The 21,372-nt window shown below is 30.3% G+C and carries 16 protein-coding genes; 4 read left to right on the top strand and 12 right to left on the bottom strand.

The annotated features are described in order from the left end of the window. Window positions 1-68 precede the first annotated feature (68 nt). The 11 genes from MP477_RS11860 to mnmE all read right to left on the bottom strand — a co-directional run bounded on the left by MP477_RS11860 (window position 69) and on the right by mnmE (window position 14,616). Window positions 69-788 (bottom strand): UPF0489 family protein, encoded by a 720-nt coding sequence (locus tag MP477_RS11860; RefSeq protein ID WP_257190602.1) that lies wholly within the window; start codon window positions 786-788, stop codon window positions 69-71. A gap of 1 nt (window position 789) precedes the next feature. Further along, window positions 790-4,545: a hypothetical protein gene (locus MP477_RS11855; RefSeq protein WP_257190601.1), complete on the bottom strand. Its 3,756-nt coding sequence runs from the start codon at window positions 4,543-4,545 to the stop codon at window positions 790-792. Between the two features lie 183 nt (window positions 4,546-4,728). Continuing rightward, on the bottom strand, window positions 4,729-6,114 hold the full coding sequence (locus tag MP477_RS11850) for a hypothetical protein (RefSeq protein WP_257190600.1): 1,386 nt from the start codon (window positions 6,112-6,114) through the stop codon (window positions 4,729-4,731). An 808-nt stretch (window positions 6,115-6,922) separates the two neighbouring features. After that, on the bottom strand, window positions 6,923-7,402 hold the full coding sequence (locus MP477_RS11845; RefSeq protein WP_257190599.1) for a hypothetical protein: 480 nt from the start codon (window positions 7,400-7,402) through the stop codon (window positions 6,923-6,925). Between the two features lie 15 nt (window positions 7,403-7,417). After that, window positions 7,418-7,897, bottom strand: coding sequence for a hypothetical protein (locus MP477_RS11840; RefSeq protein WP_257190598.1), 480 nt, complete (start codon window positions 7,895-7,897; stop codon window positions 7,418-7,420). A 5-nt stretch (window positions 7,898-7,902) separates the two neighbouring features. Further along, window positions 7,903-8,190: a helix-turn-helix domain-containing protein gene (locus MP477_RS11835; protein WP_257190597.1), complete on the bottom strand. Its 288-nt coding sequence runs from the start codon at window positions 8,188-8,190 to the stop codon at window positions 7,903-7,905. Between the two features lie 135 nt (window positions 8,191-8,325). Next, window positions 8,326-9,438 carry a hypothetical protein gene (locus MP477_RS11830; protein WP_257190596.1) on the bottom strand — a complete coding sequence of 371 codons (1,113 nt, stop codon included), beginning with the start codon at window positions 9,436-9,438 and terminating at the stop codon, window positions 8,326-8,328. A 13-nt stretch (window positions 9,439-9,451) separates the two neighbouring features. Further along, window positions 9,452-10,612, bottom strand: a complete 1,161-nt coding sequence (locus MP477_RS11825; RefSeq protein WP_257190595.1) for a site-specific integrase — start codon at window positions 10,610-10,612, stop codon at window positions 9,452-9,454. 401 nt (window positions 10,613-11,013) lie between these two features. Beyond that, window positions 11,014-11,613, bottom strand: coding sequence for a helix-turn-helix domain-containing protein (locus tag MP477_RS11820; RefSeq protein WP_257190594.1), 600 nt, complete (start codon window positions 11,611-11,613; stop codon window positions 11,014-11,016). Between the two features lie 981 nt (window positions 11,614-12,594). Next, entirely contained in the window at window positions 12,595-12,972 is a 378-nt protein-coding gene (locus tag MP477_RS11815) for a helix-turn-helix domain-containing protein (RefSeq protein ID WP_257190593.1), read from the bottom strand. A 258-nt stretch (window positions 12,973-13,230) separates the two neighbouring features. After that, a complete protein-coding gene (gene mnmE / locus MP477_RS11810; RefSeq protein ID WP_230041115.1) occupies window positions 13,231-14,616 on the bottom strand; it encodes a tRNA uridine-5-carboxymethylaminomethyl(34) synthesis GTPase MnmE in 1,386 nt (461 codons plus the stop codon). Window positions 14,617-15,042: 426 nt separating this feature from the next. Here mnmE and MP477_RS11805 point away from each other — a divergent pair, with 426 nt between their 5' ends. Together MP477_RS11805 and MP477_RS11800 are read left to right on the top strand one after the other, a co-directional pair. After that, window positions 15,043-16,095 (top strand): hypothetical protein, encoded by a 1,053-nt coding sequence (locus tag MP477_RS11805; protein WP_257190592.1) that lies wholly within the window; start codon window positions 15,043-15,045, stop codon window positions 16,093-16,095. Between the two features lie 19 nt (window positions 16,096-16,114). Beyond that, the gene (locus tag MP477_RS11800; protein WP_257190591.1) at window positions 16,115-16,630 is read left to right on the top strand and encodes a hypothetical protein; all 516 of its coding nucleotides are present in this window, start codon (window positions 16,115-16,117) and stop codon (window positions 16,628-16,630) included. A 1,247-nt stretch (window positions 16,631-17,877) separates the two neighbouring features. Here the strand turns inward: MP477_RS11800 and MP477_RS11795 are convergent. Then, window positions 17,878-18,348: an Lrp/AsnC family transcriptional regulator gene (locus tag MP477_RS11795; protein ID WP_257190590.1), complete on the bottom strand. Its 471-nt coding sequence runs from the start codon at window positions 18,346-18,348 to the stop codon at window positions 17,878-17,880. Between the two features lie 142 nt (window positions 18,349-18,490). Here MP477_RS11795 and MP477_RS11790 point away from each other — a divergent pair, with 142 nt between their 5' ends. Then, complete coding sequence (locus MP477_RS11790; RefSeq protein ID WP_257190589.1) at window positions 18,491-19,882, top strand: MFS transporter; 1,392 nt, start codon at window positions 18,491-18,493, stop codon at window positions 19,880-19,882. A 471-nt stretch (window positions 19,883-20,353) separates the two neighbouring features. After that, window positions 20,354-21,103: a metallophosphoesterase gene (locus MP477_RS11785; RefSeq protein WP_257190588.1), complete on the top strand. Its 750-nt coding sequence runs from the start codon at window positions 20,354-20,356 to the stop codon at window positions 21,101-21,103. Window positions 21,104-21,372 lie beyond the last annotated feature (269 nt).

Below are 21,372 nucleotides of genomic sequence, written 5' to 3'. Positions count from 1 at the left end.
TATTAATTTATTTTTAATTAATAACAATAAAAATTGTTATTTTAAAGTTTCTTATATCTGTAAAGATACTAAACGGTTTCTATTAAATTTATTAACTTTTCAAGAAGATATTCTGAATTCAAATCTTCCTCTTCCTTCAAATAATCTACAAAGGTAGGTTCTGTTGCAATAGTGATTGCTTTACATCTTTTAATTAAATATTTAAAAAAATCAACATTTTCAGGACTAATAGATTTTTTAGTTTTGAAATAATCCAAATCAATATCTAATATAAAATTATCAATCCATACATCTATTGCTAAGTTACATAGTTCAAATTTTTTAAAGTTATTAATAAGTATTTCCGATTCAATTACAGCATTACTATCAGGATAGTTATAGTTATTTATTACTTTTTGATTTTCATATTCTTTATCACTAATACAATAAACTCTGTTAGGTTTTTTACAATAGGAATCGTAACTATAAACTAATATTTTTTTAAAAATTTCTAAAAGCACAGCAGCATCAATATGTTCATCGTGATGCAACAAATCAATGTCATTGAAATCACCTTTTACTAATGTTTCCAATAATTTTTTTTGCTCAAAATCCCAATCATCCTGAGTTTTTATTTTGTACTTTAATTTCTTCAGCTCTCCTTGGTATGCTCTATGTAAATCGGTATGATGATCAAAAGTTAAAAGATATAAGTTTTCTCTTCTTTGAGAATGCCAAAACTTCAAAACATGATGATGTTTTTCACAAATATATACAGGTTTCTCTTTAATAGTTCTCAACTCACACATACTAATAATTTGCGACTGCTCTATATTGATTTATATCTTTTTTATCTATACCAAAACTATTAATTAATTCTTTTGATTTTAATGTATTTAATAGCTTATAATTATAATCAGTTTTTTTGAATGTTGGTTTATGTTGCTTTACAAATAATTCTCTGTAGATATATCCAATACTCTTTACTACTTCAATTAAATCAGGATTATTCAACGAATCTAAATATAAATTAGTTAACTTAACACTATCCTCAATGGAATCAGTACTCTTAATAATTGAAGTTAATGTATTTGATTCAAGCGAAATCTTTGCTCCTTTTTGCAAAATTAGTCTTCCAACCAATTCAGATATTTTTTTACTATCAATAATAATTTGCTCTTCTAATTTTGATACATACAATATTTTATTATTAAGAGAAATCTTATCAGATCTCAATATTAACACCATATCATTTTCATCACATTCAAAATCTTCAAGCTTCTCTAAAACAGCATTAAAGTTCCTTTCTAAAAGTTTTATATGATTGTTTTTAAATAGCTCTCTTAATAGATCATAATTTGATTTAGTGGTGGTTAATTTCTTATTTGTTAGAGATACAACTTTATTAGTTCCTAATTCTTTGAAATCTAATTTATTCCAACCGAAATAACAACTATTCAAAAATTTATCATAATTTTCATCCGAAATTTCATTACATAACATTAAGCTCTTTTCGAATGACTCATCTTCTTTCGATAATTTTTGTTTAGATAGTTCATTCCCAATTTCTTCTATATTAAGATAACTTACTAAACTGTTATCAATTTTATCTTCACTTTCTTTATAATAGTCTATAACATTATTCCATTTAGGAACAACTTTATTGTTAATTAAAAGTTTTTCTTTGACTTCTTTGTCTTTAATCGAACTCAAATCCAATATTTTCGTATTTAGTTTTTCAATAATTTTGAATTTTAACTTAATATCTAAATCCTCATTATTTAAAAGCATTTTTAAACTCTCTTCATCTTCATTCGCATTATTTTCTAATTTCAAATATACATTTTCTACATAGGTATTAATTTCGTCATTAATATACTTTAGTAAAGGTTCACAATTTGAAATTATCATAGCATTATAATTAGATGTTTCAAATGGTAAGTCATCAACTTTATCACAAAACTCATTTAATAGTAATAAAATATTTTCAGTCGTAATTTTATAATGTCCTTTGTTATAAATTAATTCAAATAAATACTTTTTGTTTTCATTTGGTTTTTCTAATCTCAAAATTTTAATATTTATAAGCGGTAACAATCTTTCAATTTGGGATTCAAACCAAATGGGACTGTTGTTTTTATCATAATTATATAAATATTGTATACTTTCTTCAATTGTTTTCTTTATTAATCTACTACTTTGGATTTCAATTAGTTTTTCCAAACTCAAATTCAAAATTATCGCTTCAAAGATGTAATATTTTTTGTTAGCATCGTAAGTACTTTTATTAAATACATATTCCCAAAATCCACTCCATGCAATGGTAATCTTTTCAATAAATCTATTTAACCCTTCTTTACGGTCGATATATCCATCAACAAATTCAATAGATCTCTGTTTCTCATTAGATAATAAATCAATTATAGCATCATATTTTTTTGAGTAGTTATCATATTTTTCTCCTAAGAAATCCAATAAATCAAAATTCAAAATAGAGTCTCTACTAAACCACTTTAATTCTAATTTGTCTGCAATTGTTTCTGTGTGTGTAAGTTTGTATTCAAAACTTTCATTAAAAGAAGCCTTTACGCTCTTTTCGAACTTTTTATCATCTATCGTAAGAGAAACTTCGTGGAACAAAGAAATATACTCATTGTAATTTTCATTAATGTGTCCCTCCAAAACTAAATTTCGTAGTAAACCATTATTGGAAAACTCACTTAAATATTGATTAATATCTACTTCCTTAAATATCTGTTTTAAATCCCAATTTTCTATTTCGTTTTTTTCTCTCTTTAATTTTTCAATTTCTTTTTTAAGTGCTTCAATTCTATCATTATGTTTACTTTCTATAAAATATTTTCTTTCCTCAAAATTAAAGTCTGGATTAATCTCATTTTCAATTTCTTCAAAATCAAAACTAAAAACGTTACTTTGAGAATTGCTATAATGTGGGTGCTGATATCTATAACTAATTTTACCTTCTTCAATTAATTCTTCAAATTTTTCTTTTTCCTTTAAATCAGTAATATTAATTTCGGAAAAATAAATCGCAGAAGAAGGAATTTTAGTTAAAATCTGGTTTATGTAAATTTGTCGTAGTTCTTTTATATCAGATAAATTTTCATCATATATGTTTCGAATTTCCTCATTTTTTTCAGTTATTAAATCCGTTTTTTCTTTGAGCAAATTATTAATGTATGATTTCTTATTATTAATCAAATTATACAACTTACCCTTTTTACTATTTAGTTTATTGAAATCTTCGGGGTCGATATTTTTATAAGTTATCATTGCGAATAACTCTGCTTCACTTCCTTTTATAATATCGGGGTTTAAAACCTTCCTATAAATAACGAATTCATGAAATATATTAACTAACAGTCTCATGTCTATATCATCAATGAAAGTAGTAATATCAGATAAAAATTCTTTAGTAAAAACTTGTTCTAAATCGGACTCCTTTAATAAAGTTTTAAGTTGTTCTTCTGCATTTGTGGAATTAATAAATGGAATAACCGGAATTATATATTCAAAGAATTTTACTCTTTCTTTTTTATCACCAAATAAATCATCTCCAACAGCATATAAAAACTTAATTCCAAAATTTTCGTATTGCTTTTTATTTTTTAGTGTGTCAGCATTATTCAATAAAATATTAAGTTCTCTTAATTTGGTAAATATGTTTGTATTATCAAATCTGTCTAAATCTTCTATTACAACAACATTAAAAGGATTTTTCTCAAAGTAATATAGAATCTCATCATAATGTTCATTTAATATCGATTTATTAGATTTTTCTCCAATCTCAATTTCTCCTTTTAGATTTACTTTATTAATTGTAGAGTTTGTAAACAATTCGACAACTAATTTCGAAAAATAACCAACTCCTAAAAATGCTAATAAGAAGATTAAGTTTGGGCTCAATTCAAAATCCTTAAGTCTAAATGTCCACGTCTTCGGATCTACATAATCTAAAAAATTATATTTAAACAAAAGAATTATACAAACAACCCAAATAATAAAACTCAATGGTATAAGTCCCCACAACTGCCAATTAGGAATGTTTACGATTCTTTTAAATCGAGATTCTGGCAGGTTAGATGGTTTTACTTTATAAACAATTTGTTGTAAGATACTAATTTCAAGTTGCCTTTCTAGCTCTTCATTATTTATAATAGTTTCTTTAAATTCATTTACTATTTCTTTTTCAGCCTCTTTTTCCGACTTCCCATTTTTAATTTTTAAATCAAAAAGTTCTTTAAAATTTTCTTTTGTTTTAGTTTGGTTAAATGCTGCTAAAGATATATTCAAAAAATTATATTTTTTCTCATTCCAATACTGAAATGTCTTTAATATAGTACTTTTTCCAGAACCGTATCCACCCGTTAAAGCTATATTATTAATTCCCTTTGCATTTAAAGTATCCTTTAATTGATCTAAATACGGTTGTATCTTATCAATATCTTCAGATTTTGTTAAAATTTTTGGTGCAAGCGAACTTATTATAGTTTCTTCAACATCAACTTTCTTTCTGAAAAAATTAGAAAATAAATTTTTATTCATATTTCATTATGGCGTTCTTACAAATTTAACTAAAAAAGTCCTCTTTTCAAAAGAAGACTTTTCAACAGTTATCATAAAATCAATAGATTCTACAATGTTATTTTTTCGTTCACGATTACAAACTCATATTTCTTTTAAAAACTAATTTTAGAATATGTTCTATACTTAGAATCAATATAATTTCTAATCTATCTTTTCGATATAATTAAAAAAGAATAATCCAGCAGTAGCAGTTCCAAGCGAACCCGTTCCTCCTTCAACATAAGAAAATTTAATTTTTCTTCCTTCCATCAATAAAACTTTTAGTTTTTTATAATCATCCAAACTTAAATCATATCTTCCATTCCACCCATCTTTTATCTTTCCACTTTTATTATACAAATCATCTGGTTCTAAATTAACTATAATATCTTTATTTACAAAAGAAGCCAGATCACTGTGTAAATCGTCAAATTCTTTAATAGTTTTGATTATGTGAATTTTGTAATCATTAATTCCGTTATTATTTATTATTTTTTTTATAACACCATGCAAAAAGTAGTATTCTTTCACTATTCCCGAAGACATACTTTCACCGTCTTCATAGTTATCTATTAATTTATTATAAGTAAATATTGGAAACTGCGTTGTTTCACTATTTTTCGATGAATTTAAATCTGTCTGTACATCTTCATTTTTTATCAAAGTTTTTATGAGTTTCAAATCAATTGTATAGAAGTCGGATTTTCTTTTATTGTTTTCATCTGTATAGTTTATAACAAAAAGTGTTTTTCCGTTTTCTTTTACGGTTTTAAATCCATTAATGTTTCTCTTAGATTTGTCAAGATATAGTCTTCTGTGTAGAAAACTCATATTTTCAATACTTTGATAACCTTTTTCTCCTAAATCAGACATAATTAGAATATCAAAGAATACTATTCCTTTTTCGTTAGTAGAATACAAAATTATTTTAATCCTGTCTTCGTCTTTTTTTTCATCAGTATAAGAGTACTCTTTTGCAATGGTCGTTTTAAATTCAATTTCCTTATCTCTACCTCCTATTACATCAAATATTTCTTTTCTTAAAACTATACTATCATTAAGAAGTATTGATTTAGGATATATAGATTGTAGTAACTGTTTCTTATTTATAACATTAGATTCATTCACTAAATCATCTTCAAATACAGGATTTTTAGGTAGACTCTTTTGTCCTTGCAAATGATTCTTCAACATCATATAATCGTTGATTAGCTTTGCATTATGAGGTTTCATCCCTATTGCAATATATTGTTGCTCTTTAAAACTCCTGTCTCCTCCTAATCTATCAACACTGGTAAAGAATTCTTCCTGAAGTTTTATATCAGTGCAAACATTCTGTACGGCTTTTTCTATTTCCAAAGGTGTTTGATATCCCAACCTCTGTGCAGATATTACCATCCATCCTCTAAAAGAGTTCGAACCATAATAAAAATTAACTTTAGCATTTCTGCAAAAGTCATTTCTAACATCTTTAGTAAGGGTTTGCGCTTGTATTAATAGGATGTTTGAGAAAATAATCATCCCTAAAAAAAATAATTTTGTTTTCATTTTATTTATAGGTTTTCAATTTTATGAACTTTTATATAACATTCCTTATGGAAACCCGTAATAATGCTTAAAAAACAAAAAAAACAGGCTTGAAACGTTAGTCTCTACCTGTCTCTGAGGGAGTCGAAGCCCTGTGGTACAAAGTAAAGCAACGCTCAAGCCATAGACCTGAGCATTTTGCTAAACTCTTCTTGTACCACTTTGAATTTTCGACTTTTCAGAGACAAGAAATCAGTTTCGCTAAATGCGGTGTATTGTTATTTTAAATTAAATTCTATTTATTTTTTATTCTTATAATCTTTTTTACTGTTTTACTACCAGTAAAACTACAGCTTTTGACTATTTTATACAACATTTTTATATTGTATTTTGCTTTGACAGCTATGTTTTCAGCTGCTCTTTATTCGAAAATATTTAGTTAAGATTCTGTATTTATTAATATTTTGAGTTTGTAGAACTCCTCCTAAAACATTTACTACAAAAGATTTTCTGCAATCTTAATTTAAGCTTTTTTATTTTTTCAATCTCCAGAATTATAACAGACTTCTGTTGTATAGTTCAAAATTAATCATGGACTTCGCCTATGTTAAATAATCAAATGTTTGCAAACTATATTTAACAGGAGGTTAGGTCGTATTTCTTTCTAAGTTTATTTGTTCTTAAGTTTTGGATCCGCAAATAAGCCCACGTTTCTTTGAGTTCTTCCTCTTTAATAAAAAGATACTGAAAGTAAACTTTTTTCATTAAGCCTAAAAAACCGATGTAATATTACAACGGTTAAGTTTTTAGTATTGTGATTATTTATGAATCACTCAAGGTCTTGCTTACTTTTGATACCATATTTGGCCCTCAACTTTGCTATCCTAATTTCATCTTTAAGTACCATAAAACTATATCTAACAAGAGCTGTTGATTTAATAAAAGCGCTTGGAATATTTTTCCGGCTGTAACTTAAAAACATAGACGCAATTCGCCAATCATTCTTTCCTGCTATAAGATAGTTTGCCATGAGTTCGTAATCTTCAGTTATTGCAAGAGCAAGTTCATTGTGTAAACCTTGTGGCATCTTTTGAGAAATTTCCTTCAAATCAGTTTTAATCTGTTCTGAATAAAGTTCATTATAAGGCTTATTTATGTGTAACTCAGTCCAAATTGGCTCAAACGTTCGGAAATCACGCTCATCCAAAATTATTTCTGCATTAACATATTCAAGAATATCGGAATCCATATTTTGGATTATGTATAAAAATGCTTCCTTAAGCTCTTTTAATTTAGTTTCTGCTTCCATTACTAATAAATTATTTTATAAATTACCTTTGCGTTTTGCGCTGTCTCTTAATCTTGAAATTCTTACAGATAATTGAAATTCTTTAAATATATCTTGAAGTCTTTTATCTGTGGGGATTATACTTAGCATCGGAATTTCTTCTTCCATATAAGACAAACACATTCCTGCAATATGTTTGTCATGCTCTCCAGCAATCAGATAAGTCGCGATTAAAATATAATCATCATAAATGCAGGCTTCAAGTTCATGATGTAGGCTTTTACACATACTTTTGCAAATTTCATCCGCATCATTCAAAATCTGTTTTTGTTGATCATAACTAATCTCTGGTCGATTATCACTTAATTCCTCCCAATGATTCTCAAATTCACTGTAATAACGCTGAGCTAAAAATTCATCTGCTCCATCATCATCAATCTCTTCAAGAGACATATTTTGAACCTTATACAAAAAAGTCTCTTTGATTTGTTTCAATGTAAATTGTTGTTTATTCATTTTAACTAAAATTTTGATTTTAAAAAATATCCTGAAACACGGTTTTCGATTGCAGATTCATCCGACTGCTTACTATTAAGAAGCCAGTCATCTAAGTCCTCTCGCTTGTAGAAGACTTTTCTACTTGGTTGATAAGAAGCAATTTTCTTGTTTCGGCGAAGTTCTCGGAGTGTCGGTACGCTTACATTAAGGTACAAGGCAGCTTCTTCTGTGGTAAGGACATTTTTCGTCTGAAGAAGAGTAAGCAATTCTTGTTTGTCAAGAGTGCTTAGATTTGTTGGTTGTTTTTGCATTTTGATAATTATTTATTGATTAATTATATGCAAATAGACCATTTTTCAATGCGAGTATAATGCGGAATGTTACCGCATTAAATTCGCATCAAATTAAAAGTATTGAATGATGTATTGGTAGAGTTGTGCTATCTATTAATTAAAGTAATTGTACAAATTTTTTACATTTTCGAGTTTTATAGAAAACTTTTTTTCTATCAGATTACTCCCAGCTCTGGAAAAACTATCCGTACGGGTAAAACCATGATCAGGTGCAGTGAAGCATTTACCCAACTTTTTCTCAATATCAGCATTTGCGTTGTTCTTAAAAATTTCTTCTCCACAGCAGAAATAGATCGGTACAAATAATCCCTGCCAATTAGGATTTTTACGTGTGCATGAAATCCAATTGATTTTGTCCTCCTTTTTTATTTCTTCCTTAATAAGGACTTCACTGAAAACTTTTTCGAATTTATCATAGCCTGTATCTTCAATATATTTATTGGCAACAAGGAAATCGTATAAATCCTTTAAATCTATATTTTCTTTGACTTTAAAAGATTTATCTACAAAAGGAATAAGTTTCATATTGAGTGCAGGAACTCGATTATTGATTCTACAATTTTCAAGGAATAATATGTATTCTAAAAAATCATATACAAATGCCACCTGTATTGCAAAATACTGTAAACTTATAATTACATCTTTGCCGTCAATCTTTAAATCAGACAAAATATTTGGCTCTCTTTTTCTATAAATCAAATAGGAGTAAACATCTTCATCTACACGCTTACTTTTAATTCTCTGTTTGGTATCGGAAATTTCACGTTCGATATTTTTTATGAGGTCTCCTTTTAATTTTTGGAATCTTTGTTTTAGCTCTTCAAGAGAGACTGTTTCAAAATTATATTCAATGTCATATGTAATATCGGAAATATAATTTTCGTAGCATTGTTCTATAAGCCATTTTAAGTACTGTTTTTTCTCTTCGTTTCCAATAGGAAGAAGAGAAAGAACAACATTTTCTTGTTTTGGATGATTTTCAATGGTTAGTTTGAATTTATATTGCAACTTCATAGGAGATAAGCGGTTTTCTTTCCAAAACTTTAGCTTATCTCCGTAGTCTTTAAGTTGTTCAAATTCTTCGTAAAACTGCTGTATTTGTTCAATTGTAAAATTATTATAGTCTGTGACTAATTTTTCCCAAATTTTACCGGTATCAAACTTCTGCTTTACTCTTAAATATTCCTGCTCTTGAAAAAAATCCATTTATCTGTATTTTCTACAAATATAATTCAGGCATTTTACTTACCGCATTTATTTTCTTTTTATCGATAACTTTTGCGTAAATCTCGGTTGTTTTGAAGTGGCGATGCCCTAATAATTTACTTACGGTATAAATATCTGTACCCATCGTGAGTTGCAGGGTAGCAAAGCTGTGTCTTGCACTGTGGAATGTAATATGTTTATCGATTCCTGCTTCTTCTACCCATTTGTGGAGTTTTTTGTTTTGATAAGCGCTGTAATTCAGGTTTTCAAAGATGCTGTCTTTAGGATTCTTGGTTCGGAGTGTTTCAGGAGTAACCTCTAATATCTTTATTGCCTGTTCTGCTATGGGAAGGTGTTCTACTCCTTTTGTTTTCTTTTGAGTGTATTTCAGCATCCAACCGTTTTCAGCATCGTAAGAAAGATTTTTCCACGTTAAGTTTTTGATATCCGAGAATCTGAGTCCTGTTAACGCACTGAATAAAAAGGCATCTTTCATTATTGGATAATAACATTCTGTTTTAGCGAGTTTCTGCAATTCTTCTAATGTAAGATATTGTCTATTCGTTTCTTTTTCTTTGATTCCTTTTACTCCGACTACTGGATTTTCTTTAATCATCTTCGATTGGTACGCCTCTTTTAAAGCAGTTTTCACTTTATTGAAGTAAGATAATGCGGTATTTTGTGCGAGTTTGTTTCCGTTTTGGCTTGAAACTTTCTGATTCAAAAGATAATCTTTAAAGGATTCCAAGAACAAATCATCTACGTTTTCTATTGATATATCCTTATTCTTACAGAATTTTTGGAGGTGTTTGTAGGCACTGTTCCAGTTTCCGTAAGTTCCGTTTACCTCGAAACGTTTGTCTGTTAAAGTTTTAAAGTATTGCAGAAATCCTATTTTCCCTTTAGTACTGCTCACAAATCCATGTTTACGGCTCTGCATATCCAAAATCCTTTTTGCTTTTATCGCTTCGGCTAAACTTGATGTTTCTTTGTTATGAAGTTTTTCAGTTTCGGTTTTCGGTTTATCATAAAGATACAATTGTAGGAATTCATAGTGTCTGGTTTTTCTGTCAGCATCATGATACATCAAAAACAAACTATTCATTTTCGGTTTTCCTTTTTCGGCATTCTTTTTTGATAATTGCCCGTTGCGTTTCATCAGATAGATTTTCATAATTTTCTCTTTTTTTGTTACTAATTATGATACAACATTCAGCCTAATCAATGATACAGGCAACACAAACCTCCTGTATTACACCTTTTCTTTAGTTTTATTTTGTAGAAGTTACTTTTGGTTAGAGAAACTCACCACTTTTTACGCCCTGTTTCTTCCTGATACTTCTGGATTTATTTTCAACTAAAATTTTACAAATATTTTATTTTCTTATTCAAAGGAAAACCTAATTTCTTTTGGGTTGAGGCTTTTGAATAAGCTGATGAATTTTCTAATTCTAAATTTTTAAATCAGATTATGATTTAATCTTTTAATTTAACCAATGTAGTCGAATCAAATTTCAATTTTTAATTAAATCTGGATATTTGATACTAAAGAAGCTATTATAATTGGTGTAACTATTAAAAATCATCTTCAAAGTCCTCTTTATCTTTTTTGAGGTCTTTTGTCCTTACTATTTTTTGTTTTGTATGGTAACCACTTTTAACAGTGTATTCATCCAAGAAGTCATATTGTTCTAATTCTTTAGTCCAATTGGTGATACTGTCAATAGATACATTAAATCTCTTAGCGGTAGTTTCTCTTTTTTGGAAATATCCTTTTTCTGTTTTACTCATCGAGTTGTATTCTCCCCAAAGGAGTTTAGAACCCTCCTGTAAATCAGGGTGGTTGTAGATGTCAAAGAGAATTATAATCGTTCTATTATCTTTTTTCCCGTTTACCAAAGGAATTTCCACATCTTTTAATTTATCGGTTAAAACAAATTTTCTTTTGTCCTCGGTATCTTTTACCAGATATCCTTTTTCAATAAGTCGTTTTCTGGACTTTTGTACGGTATTTTTGTGTAATTGCAGAAGCTCCGCTACGTCAATGTGAGTTAAAATATTAAATCCGCTTTTAAGACTAAAGGAATAATCCAAAGCGAGAATCAGCTTTTCTGTAATGGATAATTCTCTGTTTGCTAAGATTGCAGGAGGAACTTTTATATTAAGTTTTTTCAATTTTTCAGTTTTTTCGTTAAAAAATATCTTCTTTTTCTTACTTCTTTTTTCTAATTTTGACTACTGTAATTGGAACTACTATAGTTCATTTGGAGGTTCAAAAGGATAAAATCACTTATTTTCAGTTTCAATATCACTTTTTTGCGCTTTCAATAACACTTAATTTCATTTTCAATAACACTTTTTTTTCGTTACAATAATACTTATTTTCGGCTTATATATAATAATATTAATTAAATATAAATTTAAAAAGGCTATTTAATAAAATAGTAAACGCCAACAGAGTTGTCGTGCTTTATTTTTTTGAATTAATTGAAAGTTCTTTTTCCTTTGAAAATCTATTGTTAATCAATATTTTATGAATATCCTTTGAATACTACCACAATAGTAATGAATTTCTTACTACTATAATTTTGGATAGTAGTACTACTGACTACTACAATGTCCTCTTATTTTAGAAAATATCCTCTGTAAAATGACTACTATAAATATCCTCTGTAAAATGACTACTATAAATATCCTCTACTACTAAAAATGACTACTTATTCTTTGGAGTTAAAATCAAAAACGAATTACCATAAGTCCCTACTACTCTTATTACCAAAGCTAATAACAGCAGTAGAGACTTATACTAATTTACATTAATAGTAAGATTTCCTTTGAAATAAAAAACAGAATGTTCTAAACCGTAAAATTATGTTTTAGAAGTATTTATCGTTTGAGAATAAAAAAACGATGTAACTTCGGAAAATCAATGTTAGATTAAATTATTCAAATGTAATTCAAATTGTCTTTATAGAAAATTTGTTTAAGCACCATTTAATTGAGAAAATAGCTCCTTTGAATAATAAGATAGAACCCTAAAATGCTTGCCGACTCCAAACAAAGAAAGTACAGCATTTTAATTTTTGAAGATTATAAAATACTCAATCTCCGATTTAAAAATGCTGTAACTTAAAATAAACGGTATTCTACAAAGAATTAAATGAATTCTTCCAATTGAGATTTTGGAATGATATGTTTTTTACCAAGACGTAGCGTTTTAATTTTGTCCTCTTTAATAAGTTTCCTTACAGTAGAATCACACATATTTAAGAGAACACAAACCTCTGATATACTAAGATAAGATTTTGCTTTTAACAGTTCTATATCAAAGGTAGCAGTAGTCTTTTTGAGTTTACTAACCTTTGAATCAATAATAAATTCTTCTTTGGATTTTAGAAGTTTTTCCTCTTTGACTTTTCTCTTATAATCCCTTTGATTACAGGTGTGAGAACAATATTTTGTAGTGAATGTTTTGGCTACGAATGTTTGGTTACAATAGCTACAAATACGATTAATCCTGATGTTACTGCTCATTTGGTACTTTCCGATTTTTATATGTTAGATAATTTCACTCAGTATTTGGCAGTATTTGCCATTATTTAGCAGTATTTATCACTGATAATTTCTCCGAGTGTCATAAAATTCAAAAAATCAGTACGATTTTACAACGCAGTATCACGATTAGTAACAAAAATAATGTCAATTAATGGTATAAAATGTCATTAAATGTCACTCAACGTTTTTATAAAATATTGATTAAACGCAGTATTCATAAGGGTTTACAGAGATTGTCTATTTTCCGATACAAAACTTCGAGAAAATATTTCCCAGTATTTCGTCGTTTGTGACTTCACCTGATATCGTCCCAAGATGTTCCAGGGCATTTCTCAGCTCATACGCTAAAAGTTCTGTAGAAATCTGAACAGAAATGGCCTCTTTTACCTGATGTACAGCATCCAGTGATTTGTGTAAAGCCTCAAAGTGACGCTGGTTGGTAATAACCACATTGCTTTCTTCAGTTTTTAAATGCTCAACATAAGAGGATAATTCATTTTTAAGATCCTGAATATTTTGATTTTCAACAGCGGAAATTTTTATGAAATCAAATTCATGGGTAAACGCATTTCTGAAGATATCTTCTATAGCTTCATATTTTGTAGGAATTACTTCATCAATTTTTGTAGCACAGATAATAAGCTTAAGATCATCTCTCAATAATGAGGTGATCATTTCAATATCCTCTGAATAATCTTCAGTAGCAGCATCTGCCAGATACACCAGGATATTGGCGTTTTCAACTTTTTCTTTGGCTTTTTTTACCCCTATCGCTTCTATTTCATCTACGGTTTCACGAAGTCCGGCGGTATCAATTAATCTGAAGGCGTGTCCCTTGATGTGGAGTACTTCCTCAATGGTATCTCTGGTTGTTCCTGCAATATTGCTTACAATGGCTCTTTCTTCTTTTAATAGAGCATTAAGAAGGGTAGATTTTCCGGCATTGGGTTTTCCGATAATGGCAACAGCAGTTCCGTTTTTGATGGCATTTCCATACTGGAAGCTTTCGATAAGAGAAGTAAGTTTCAGTTCGATTTTATCCAGCAGTCCACTTAATGCGGTTCTGTCAGCAAATTCCACATCTTCTTCAGCAAAGTCAAGTTCCAGTTCAATAAGAGAAACAAAATTCAGAAGATCAGTTCTTAAGAATGATATTTCGTTGGTAATTCCCCCTTTCAGCTGGCTAATGGCAACCTTTCTGGAAGCTTCGTTTTCTGAAGCAATAACATCTGCAATCGCTTCTGCCTGAGATAGGTCAATCCTTCCATTAATAAAGGCACGAAGGGTAAATTCTCCTGCCTTAGCCATTCTTGCTCCATTTTTAATCAGGGTTTCAAGAATACGTTTTCCAATATGTGGGGAACCGTGAAAGGCAATTTCTACAGAATTTTCTGTAGTGAAACTTTTTGGTGCCAGAAAAATAGAGAGCATCACTTCATCAATAGATTCCTCACCATCCATAAAATATCCATAATGAATGGTATGAGATTTCTGCTTTTCCAGTTTTTTACCCGGAAAACTTTTCTGAACTATTGGTAATGCTTCATTTCCCGAAACTCTGATAATGCCTAAAGCACCTATTCCATTGGCTGTCGCCAGTGCACAAATGGTATCGTTATTCATGCTGCAAATTTAAGCTTTTTACTGCAGATTTTTAACAGATTCTATGATACACATTATCTATTATCTTCTTGGGTTTGAAAGACATTCTGTAGCTGTAAGTAAAGAGGGAAGATATTATGAGAAATGTCATTTATTATTTATGATATTGTTATTGGAAATTTAAATAATAAAGAAATGTTTAATGAATGTGTGTAAGTGATTATTGTTTTTAATTTGTTGTTTTTTAATAATTTATATGGTTTTTTAATCTCTTTTTGTTGAATTATTTCTTTGCGGAATTATAAATTTCATCACAGAAATATAATAAATATTCTAATGGTAGATTTTAGTTTGGTATGCTAATTGTTTATTAGGCCCTCAATGTATTAAAAAATTATATATTTATTATTAAAATATATAAAAACTGTTAAAATAGTTTAAAGTCGTATGAATAATTTAAATTTCACCACAATTAGTATAAAAATATCTTTTTTACTAATTTTTGCCTTCTGCAGCATGGTCAATGCTCAGTGTATACCCTACACAGGACAGGCAATACTTAGTGGCAATACCTATTGTTTGAATGGAAACCTTACAGTGAGCAGTAGTATCGCGATTCCGAATGGAGCAACACTTATCATACAATCCGGGCAGTTGCAGTCTGTTGATATTCAGGTTAATGGAGAATTGGATATCCTGGATGGGGCAAGTGTAAAATCTACAGGATCCATTACGATTGGAACATTCGGAACCCAGAAAAATTCGAAAATTAAACTAGGAAAGAAATCATTTCTGTCACTTACAGGATCTGTTTCTCAGGGAGACCCTACTTTTATGGGTGCATTTCCGGGAACCAGCTCTACTATAGAAATGGATGCAGGGAGTGTTGTGGAGATATGCGGAACATTTACCCAGCAGTCAACAACTTATCCTTCCGTTAAATATATAGGAGCTCCCAATGGAAAAGCCTACTGTATTGCAAAAGCTGATGTAAGTGGAGGAGGTCCCGGATCTGTTATCAGTAATGATAGCCAGATAGTAGCCATTGCTATGGGATCCGTTAGTGATCTTGGTGCCGGTGGTTCAAGTTTCTGCGGGCCCAACGCGACACAGGCTACATGCCCGTCTTTATGGCCTGATGGATTATCAAATGATAAAACAAGTTGTGGTAATGCACCTGTTATCATTAACGAAATTGATGATGTTTGTACAAAGCCCGGTGCTTCAGGAACTCCTGATGGTTTTACTAAGTTTGGAATTACTGTACAGCAGAAAAATGCTGCGTGGCCGGAAAATATACCTAACGGTTTCATCGCTCTGGAATCTAAAAATAAAGGTTTTGTCATTACAAGAGTACAGCATGTGAGCCAGACACCACAGCCTGGTGATGCTGTTGCAGATCCAAAAGAAGGCATGCTTTTATATGATATACAGGATAAATGTGTGAAGCTTTATAACGGCACCGAATGGAAATGTGTAGAGAAAAGCTGTAATGATTAATCTAATTTATAATAAACAGATGAAAAATATAAAAAATATCAGTACTGCAGTTGCGCTTATTATTTTTAATTCCTTTTTTGCTCAGGTAGCTATTGATAAGCAGTCTGTAGAAGGAAACAGTACAGTATTGGATTTTAATAATGTTTCCAACAATACAAAAGGATTAATTCTTCCGGCTACCTCCGGACTTCCCACAGGAACACTGGTTAATGGAACTTTTATCTTTGATATGAATGATAAAAAAGTAAAAGTATACGAAAATGATGTATGGAAAGATTTGTCAGATGCAGGAAATTCAAATGCCGTAGCTGTAAATAATTCAACAGAATCAGGGAAAGGTGTAGTTATAGGGGATTCTTCCAGCTCTGCAGATGGAGTTCTGGTACTGGAGGCTCCGGATAAGGCAATGATACTTCCAAAGGTAGCCATACCTCATAGCAACGTTAAGAATCCATATCCCGGTATGATTTGTTACGATACGGCCAGTAAAACATTGGCAATATTTGATGGATCAGTTTGGAATTATTGGAAGTAATTATCCTTAATACAATAGATCAATTAAAATATATTAAAAACAGCTGTATAAATCTATACAGCTGTTTTTATGATAAGCCTGTTTAAACTAATTAAAAATTGAGTTACAAGCTGAGTAAAATGCTATGAACACTTTAGTTTATCTTAAGCTTAAAATGATTGAAATAAAAAGTACATTCAAGCAAAAAATCTTTGATTTTTTTAACTTATGTGAGTTTCAGTGGGCTTATTTTCACAACATTATTGAACTTAAGTGTTCAAGAAACTTTGTGACTTTTGACTATGCCGAATCTTCGATTTGTGGTTAGAATAAAAAGGGCAAACAAGTTCAATATGAAGGAAGATCTGGATAACCATCTTCTTTAGTATATAAAAAAAAGATTACACATTTGCATGTGCAATCTTTAATAAACAAATAATATAAGTTGTAATATCTTAAGAAGTATTCGTTCTGAAAAAATACTTCTCGGTTAATTGTGTTTTAAGATATTATTTTCATCATAAAGTATTGTGTTAATAGGCTCCTTTTTTTCGTTTGTGTTTCTGTCTGATATTATTTGTTTAATTTTTTAAAAACGCTCCCCCTTTAGTTTTGTCATTTGTGTTTTTTGTCATTTGTGTTGTGTTTTTACTTTTTACTAGATTTAAGTAACTAAAAGGGGAGGCTTGCAATTCACTTTCTACTTTTTCAAAATAATTTAATGATTGTTAATTTTAATTTTTTTTGAAGTTTATATTTTTCACATTGCAAACATATCTAATTACAGAGAATATTTCCAAAAAATAGCATACGACACAGCTACACTATGTATGTGTGTAGTTTGTTTATTTGCTGATAATCAGTTGATTAATTTTTAATTGTTTTTGAAGTGAAAATCAAGTAAAAGAAATAAGAAATGATTTTTTTTTGTTGGCTGCATAAATTATTAGATTATGAGTGGATGATTTTTCAATAAAAAAACAGTAGAAAATGTAAAATTTATGTTTTTTATTATGAAGTAAGCTTTTAGGAAATTGTATTTTTTTGAACAAAAAATAAGATGTTTTTATTGGGATGCTGTTGTGGAATTAAAATTTTTAAACTGAAATCTGATTCTGCATGATACAGGAAAAATTACAGATTAAAATCTTAAAAAAGAAAAGTGTTTAATTTTTAACAGATCTCTGATGTATCTTTATAATCTTCCGTGAGAGCAAAAATAATAGATGTCCCGAAGAAAAAAATAAGCTGATGATAAGCTGAAAAAATTAAAGAATTTGAGCGCTTTCTTTAATACTGCTCATCACGAAAATACTTTTTGTCTGGCCAATTCCTTCAATTTCTGATAGTTTGTTCACAAAAAACTCATGAAATTCATCCATATTAGGAGCCAGAATCTTCAGCATAAAGTCAAAATCACCACTGATGTTGTAGAATTCCACAACTTCCTTCAGTTTTCCTACTTCCTCAATGAATTTTCCTGCTGTTTTTTTATTGTGAACATTCAAGGCAATCATACAGATAACCATCATTCCTTTATTCACTTTTTTACGGTCTACTATAGCCGTATATTCTTTAATGATCCCTAGCTTTTCCATACGCTTAATACGCTCATGGGTTGGAGTGGGGCTCAGGTTGATCCTTGCTGAAATATCCCGGACACTCATTTTAGCATCCTTTTGGAGAAGGCGGAGAATAGACAGGTCTTTTTCATCCGGATTGTAATTTTCTGTTGCCATTTGTTCTGTTTTTATAATAATATGTCTTTAATACAGTTTAATTGTTCTTTTATGGTGTATGTAATTGTATTATTGTTCCAAATTTACTGTAAAATTTTCACATATGTTCTGTTAATTTTAATTTTGCAGGAAATTTGAATATATGGATACAAGGAAGAATGTAATATTAATTTTAGCATCGGTGGGAACATTTGTAGAGGCTTTGGATATTACCATTATTAATTTAACGATTCCTTCTATCCAGGAACAGTTCCATATTGGTGCAGAAACCGTTCAGTGGCTGCAGACCCTATATGTATTGTTTTTTGGAGGTTTCCTGATCATTGGAGGAAAACTTTCTGATCAGCTTGGAAGAAAGAAAATGTTTTTACTGGGAGCTTTTATCTTCATGTTAACATCATTAGGAGCCGGATTATCGGAAAAATTTGAAGTGCTGGCAATATTCCGTGCTTTGCAGGGATTGGGGGCCGCCTTTGTAATGCCGTCAGCATTATCTATTGTGACCAATACTTTCAGAGGCGAGCAGGAGCGAAACCATGCTATTGGAATTTTCAGTTCTTTTGCGGCTATTGGTTCCGGAAGTGGCCTTTCTGTAGGAGGCATCATCAGTACTTATCTAAGCTGGCATTGGGTATTCCTGATTAATGTCCCGATTCTTTTAGTTACACTGATCCTGTCTTACTACTATTTGCCAAAAGATGAGAAAAGCGAAACCGTGCAGAAAACAGATGCTGTTTCAGGGATCCTGATGGTATTAGGTCTTTTAAGCTTAACCTATGGAACACATGAGCTGATTCATATTAAAGAGCAGCCTTTCCTGGTGATAGGATCTTTAGTACTTGCCGTGGTACTTTTAGTATGGGTCTTCTACCGATTGAGGTCTGTAGCTGAGCCGTTAATTGATTTGCAACTGTTTAAATATAAATCCCTTGTGGTTTCTAATGCCGCTTTCTTTACTCTTGGAGCATTTTTTATCGGCTTTTTATTTCTTATTTCATTAATGCTTCAGAAAGATATGGGATATACTGCTGCCTCAGCAGGATTAATGCTGGTTCCGTTCAGTATTGTCTCAGCTTTAACTGCCAAATTTATTTTACCACAGGTTTCCAAACGATTAAATTCTTCTCAAATGGGAATTTTTGGATGGTTATTTATGCTGACGGGAGGAATGTTATTATTGGGAGCTGTCTATACAGGACATCCGTTAACAGTAGTGTTATTGGGAGCTGCATGTATTTCAGGAATTGGGATGACCTTTTGTTTTACCGCTTTATCCGTCATGGGAATTCAGGATGTTGAACCTTCCAATTACGGTGTGGCATCAAGTTTGAGTTCTACAAGTTACTTCTTGGGAGCTGGGATAGGTTTATCTTTCATGACTTTAATGAGTCAGGTTTTTCCATCAGAATTTGCTGTGGGAAGTCTGAATCTGATTATCCTGATTGGTTATGCTGTTTTAGCACTGGGAATGTTATCCTATTTTATAATAAGAAGCTTAAAAGTGAAACGTGCTGAGATGGCAGTTTCATCATAAGTGGCCTTAAAATTACACAAACTATATGAGAAAGGGAATCGGTACTTGTGCCGGTTCTTTTTTATTGAAACTAACATCTCTTGGTGTAATTCGGATCAGGTGCAAAAGTTGGGTGTAATATAAATTTACCTCAATACACCTTTCTTTGACGCAAAGTTCTATTTTTATTACGCTTGATTTTTAAGTGAGCCAATAATGAATCGATTAGAAATCGATTTTGATGAAGCTAACTTTTTTATATCGCTTATTCAGCGACAAAGTCGCCTTTCTTTGCTTTCTTAAAATAGAGCATCCGAATTATTTTTCCTTTGCGTGAATAAAAGGTTATTTCCATCCTATTTTCAGGTCAAAATATAAAAATCACATATTTAATGTCATCCAAACAAGAAGTTTTAGTTTAATCCAATTTGCTTAGTCCATAACTTTTGAGACTGATCCTGTAATTCTATTTGTTCTTTTTATTTTTGCAGTATGAGAATACAAATCATTAGCGATCTTCATCAGGAATTTGGAAGTACTGAACTGTGTTTTGACAATTCGGATGTTATAGTATTGGCTGGAGATGTAAACTTGGGAACCAAAGGAGTAGAATGGATAAAGTCTAAGATCCCGGATAAACCGGTAATTTATGTTCTTGGCAACCATGAATATTATAAAGGGGCATATCCCAAAACGCTTTACAAAATTAAAGAAGCGGCTCAGGACTCAAATGTTTTTGTACTCGAAAATTCTTTTGTGGATATTGACGGAATCCGTTTTCATGGAGCAACATTATGGACTGATTTCTCCATTTTCGGGAATGCTATGGAGTACGGAATGCTATGCCAGTCTAAAATGAATGATTACAAAATGATAAGACGAAATCCTTCCTATTCAAAATTGAGAACCGTAGATACTTTTAAAATACACCAGTTCTCAAAACTATGGTTACAGGAAAGTCTTGAAAATTCAAAAGGACTTAAAAATATTGTAGTCACCCATCATGCACCAAGCATTCAGTCTGTACCCGAATACTATAAGGAAGATCCATTGACCTCTGCTTATGTTTCTGATCTTGAATTTTTTATAACGGAACATAATCCATTATACTGGATTCATGGACATATTCATACTCCTTGCAGGTATAAAGTAGGACAAACGGAAGTTATCTGCAATCCCCATGGATATATAGATGAAAAAGATAACGGGTATGATAAGGAATTGATTATTGAGGTAATATAAAGAGCAATAGGCGGATTTATCGATTTATTTATTTTCATTGTACTATATTTTTAGCTTGCAGTAGAATTGTTGGATAATACAATGTTTCATCAATAATTACATTAAGGGAGATGTCTTAAAAATTTATACCTATAAAAATATCAATAGAATTGGGCTTTAGCCTAGTGATGGTCGGAAGAAAAACTTTCGATTTTCATTTATTGATTTATCGATTAATTAAGTTCTATCTTTGGTTGATAGAATCATTAATATGTCCATTTTCAACGAAC

It is taken from the genome of Chryseobacterium sp. WG23, assembly GCF_024586575.1.
Taxonomy (GTDB): Bacteria; Bacteroidota; Bacteroidia; order Flavobacteriales; family Weeksellaceae; genus Chryseobacterium.
The sequence above is the reverse complement of the archived record's forward strand: the minus strand, read 5'-3'. Positions and strand labels throughout refer to the sequence as shown.

Excerpts from the sequence above, each read along its gene's own strand:
- MP477_RS11845 (WP_257190599.1), bottom strand. The coding sequence starts at position 7,402 with ATGGAAGCAGAAACTAAATTAAAAGAGCTTAAGGAAGCATTTTTATAC.
- MP477_RS11825 (WP_257190595.1), bottom strand. The coding sequence starts at position 10,612 with ATGAAAATCTATCTGATGAAACGCAACGGGCAATTATCAAAAAAGAAT.
- MP477_RS11800 (WP_257190591.1), top strand. The coding sequence starts at position 16,115 with ATGAAAAATATAAAAAATATCAGTACTGCAGTTGCGCTTATTATTTTT.
- mnmE (WP_230041115.1), bottom strand. The coding sequence starts at position 14,616 with ATGAATAACGATACCATTTGTGCACTGGCGACAGCCAATGGAATAGGT.
- MP477_RS11815 (WP_257190593.1), bottom strand. The coding sequence starts at position 12,972 with ATGAGCAGTAACATCAGGATTAATCGTATTTGTAGCTATTGTAACCAA.
- MP477_RS11830 (WP_257190596.1), bottom strand. The coding sequence starts at position 9,438 with ATGGATTTTTTTCAAGAGCAGGAATATTTAAGAGTAAAGCAGAAGTTT.
- MP477_RS11840 (WP_257190598.1), bottom strand. The coding sequence starts at position 7,897 with ATGAATAAACAACAATTTACATTGAAACAAATCAAAGAGACTTTTTTG.
- MP477_RS11860 (WP_257190602.1), bottom strand. The coding sequence starts at position 788 with ATGTGTGAGTTGAGAACTATTAAAGAGAAACCTGTATATATTTGTGAA.
- MP477_RS11850 (WP_257190600.1), bottom strand. The coding sequence starts at position 6,114 with ATGAAAACAAAATTATTTTTTTTAGGGATGATTATTTTCTCAAACATC.
- MP477_RS11855 (WP_257190601.1), bottom strand. The coding sequence starts at position 4,545 with ATGAATAAAAATTTATTTTCTAATTTTTTCAGAAAGAAAGTTGATGTT.
- MP477_RS11795 (WP_257190590.1), bottom strand. The coding sequence starts at position 18,348 with ATGGCAACAGAAAATTACAATCCGGATGAAAAAGACCTGTCTATTCTC.
- MP477_RS11790 (WP_257190589.1), top strand. The coding sequence starts at position 18,491 with ATGGATACAAGGAAGAATGTAATATTAATTTTAGCATCGGTGGGAACA.
- MP477_RS11805 (WP_257190592.1), top strand. The coding sequence starts at position 15,043 with ATGAATAATTTAAATTTCACCACAATTAGTATAAAAATATCTTTTTTA.
- MP477_RS11835 (WP_257190597.1), bottom strand. The coding sequence starts at position 8,190 with ATGCAAAAACAACCAACAAATCTAAGCACTCTTGACAAACAAGAATTG.
- MP477_RS11785 (WP_257190588.1), top strand. The coding sequence starts at position 20,354 with ATGAGAATACAAATCATTAGCGATCTTCATCAGGAATTTGGAAGTACT.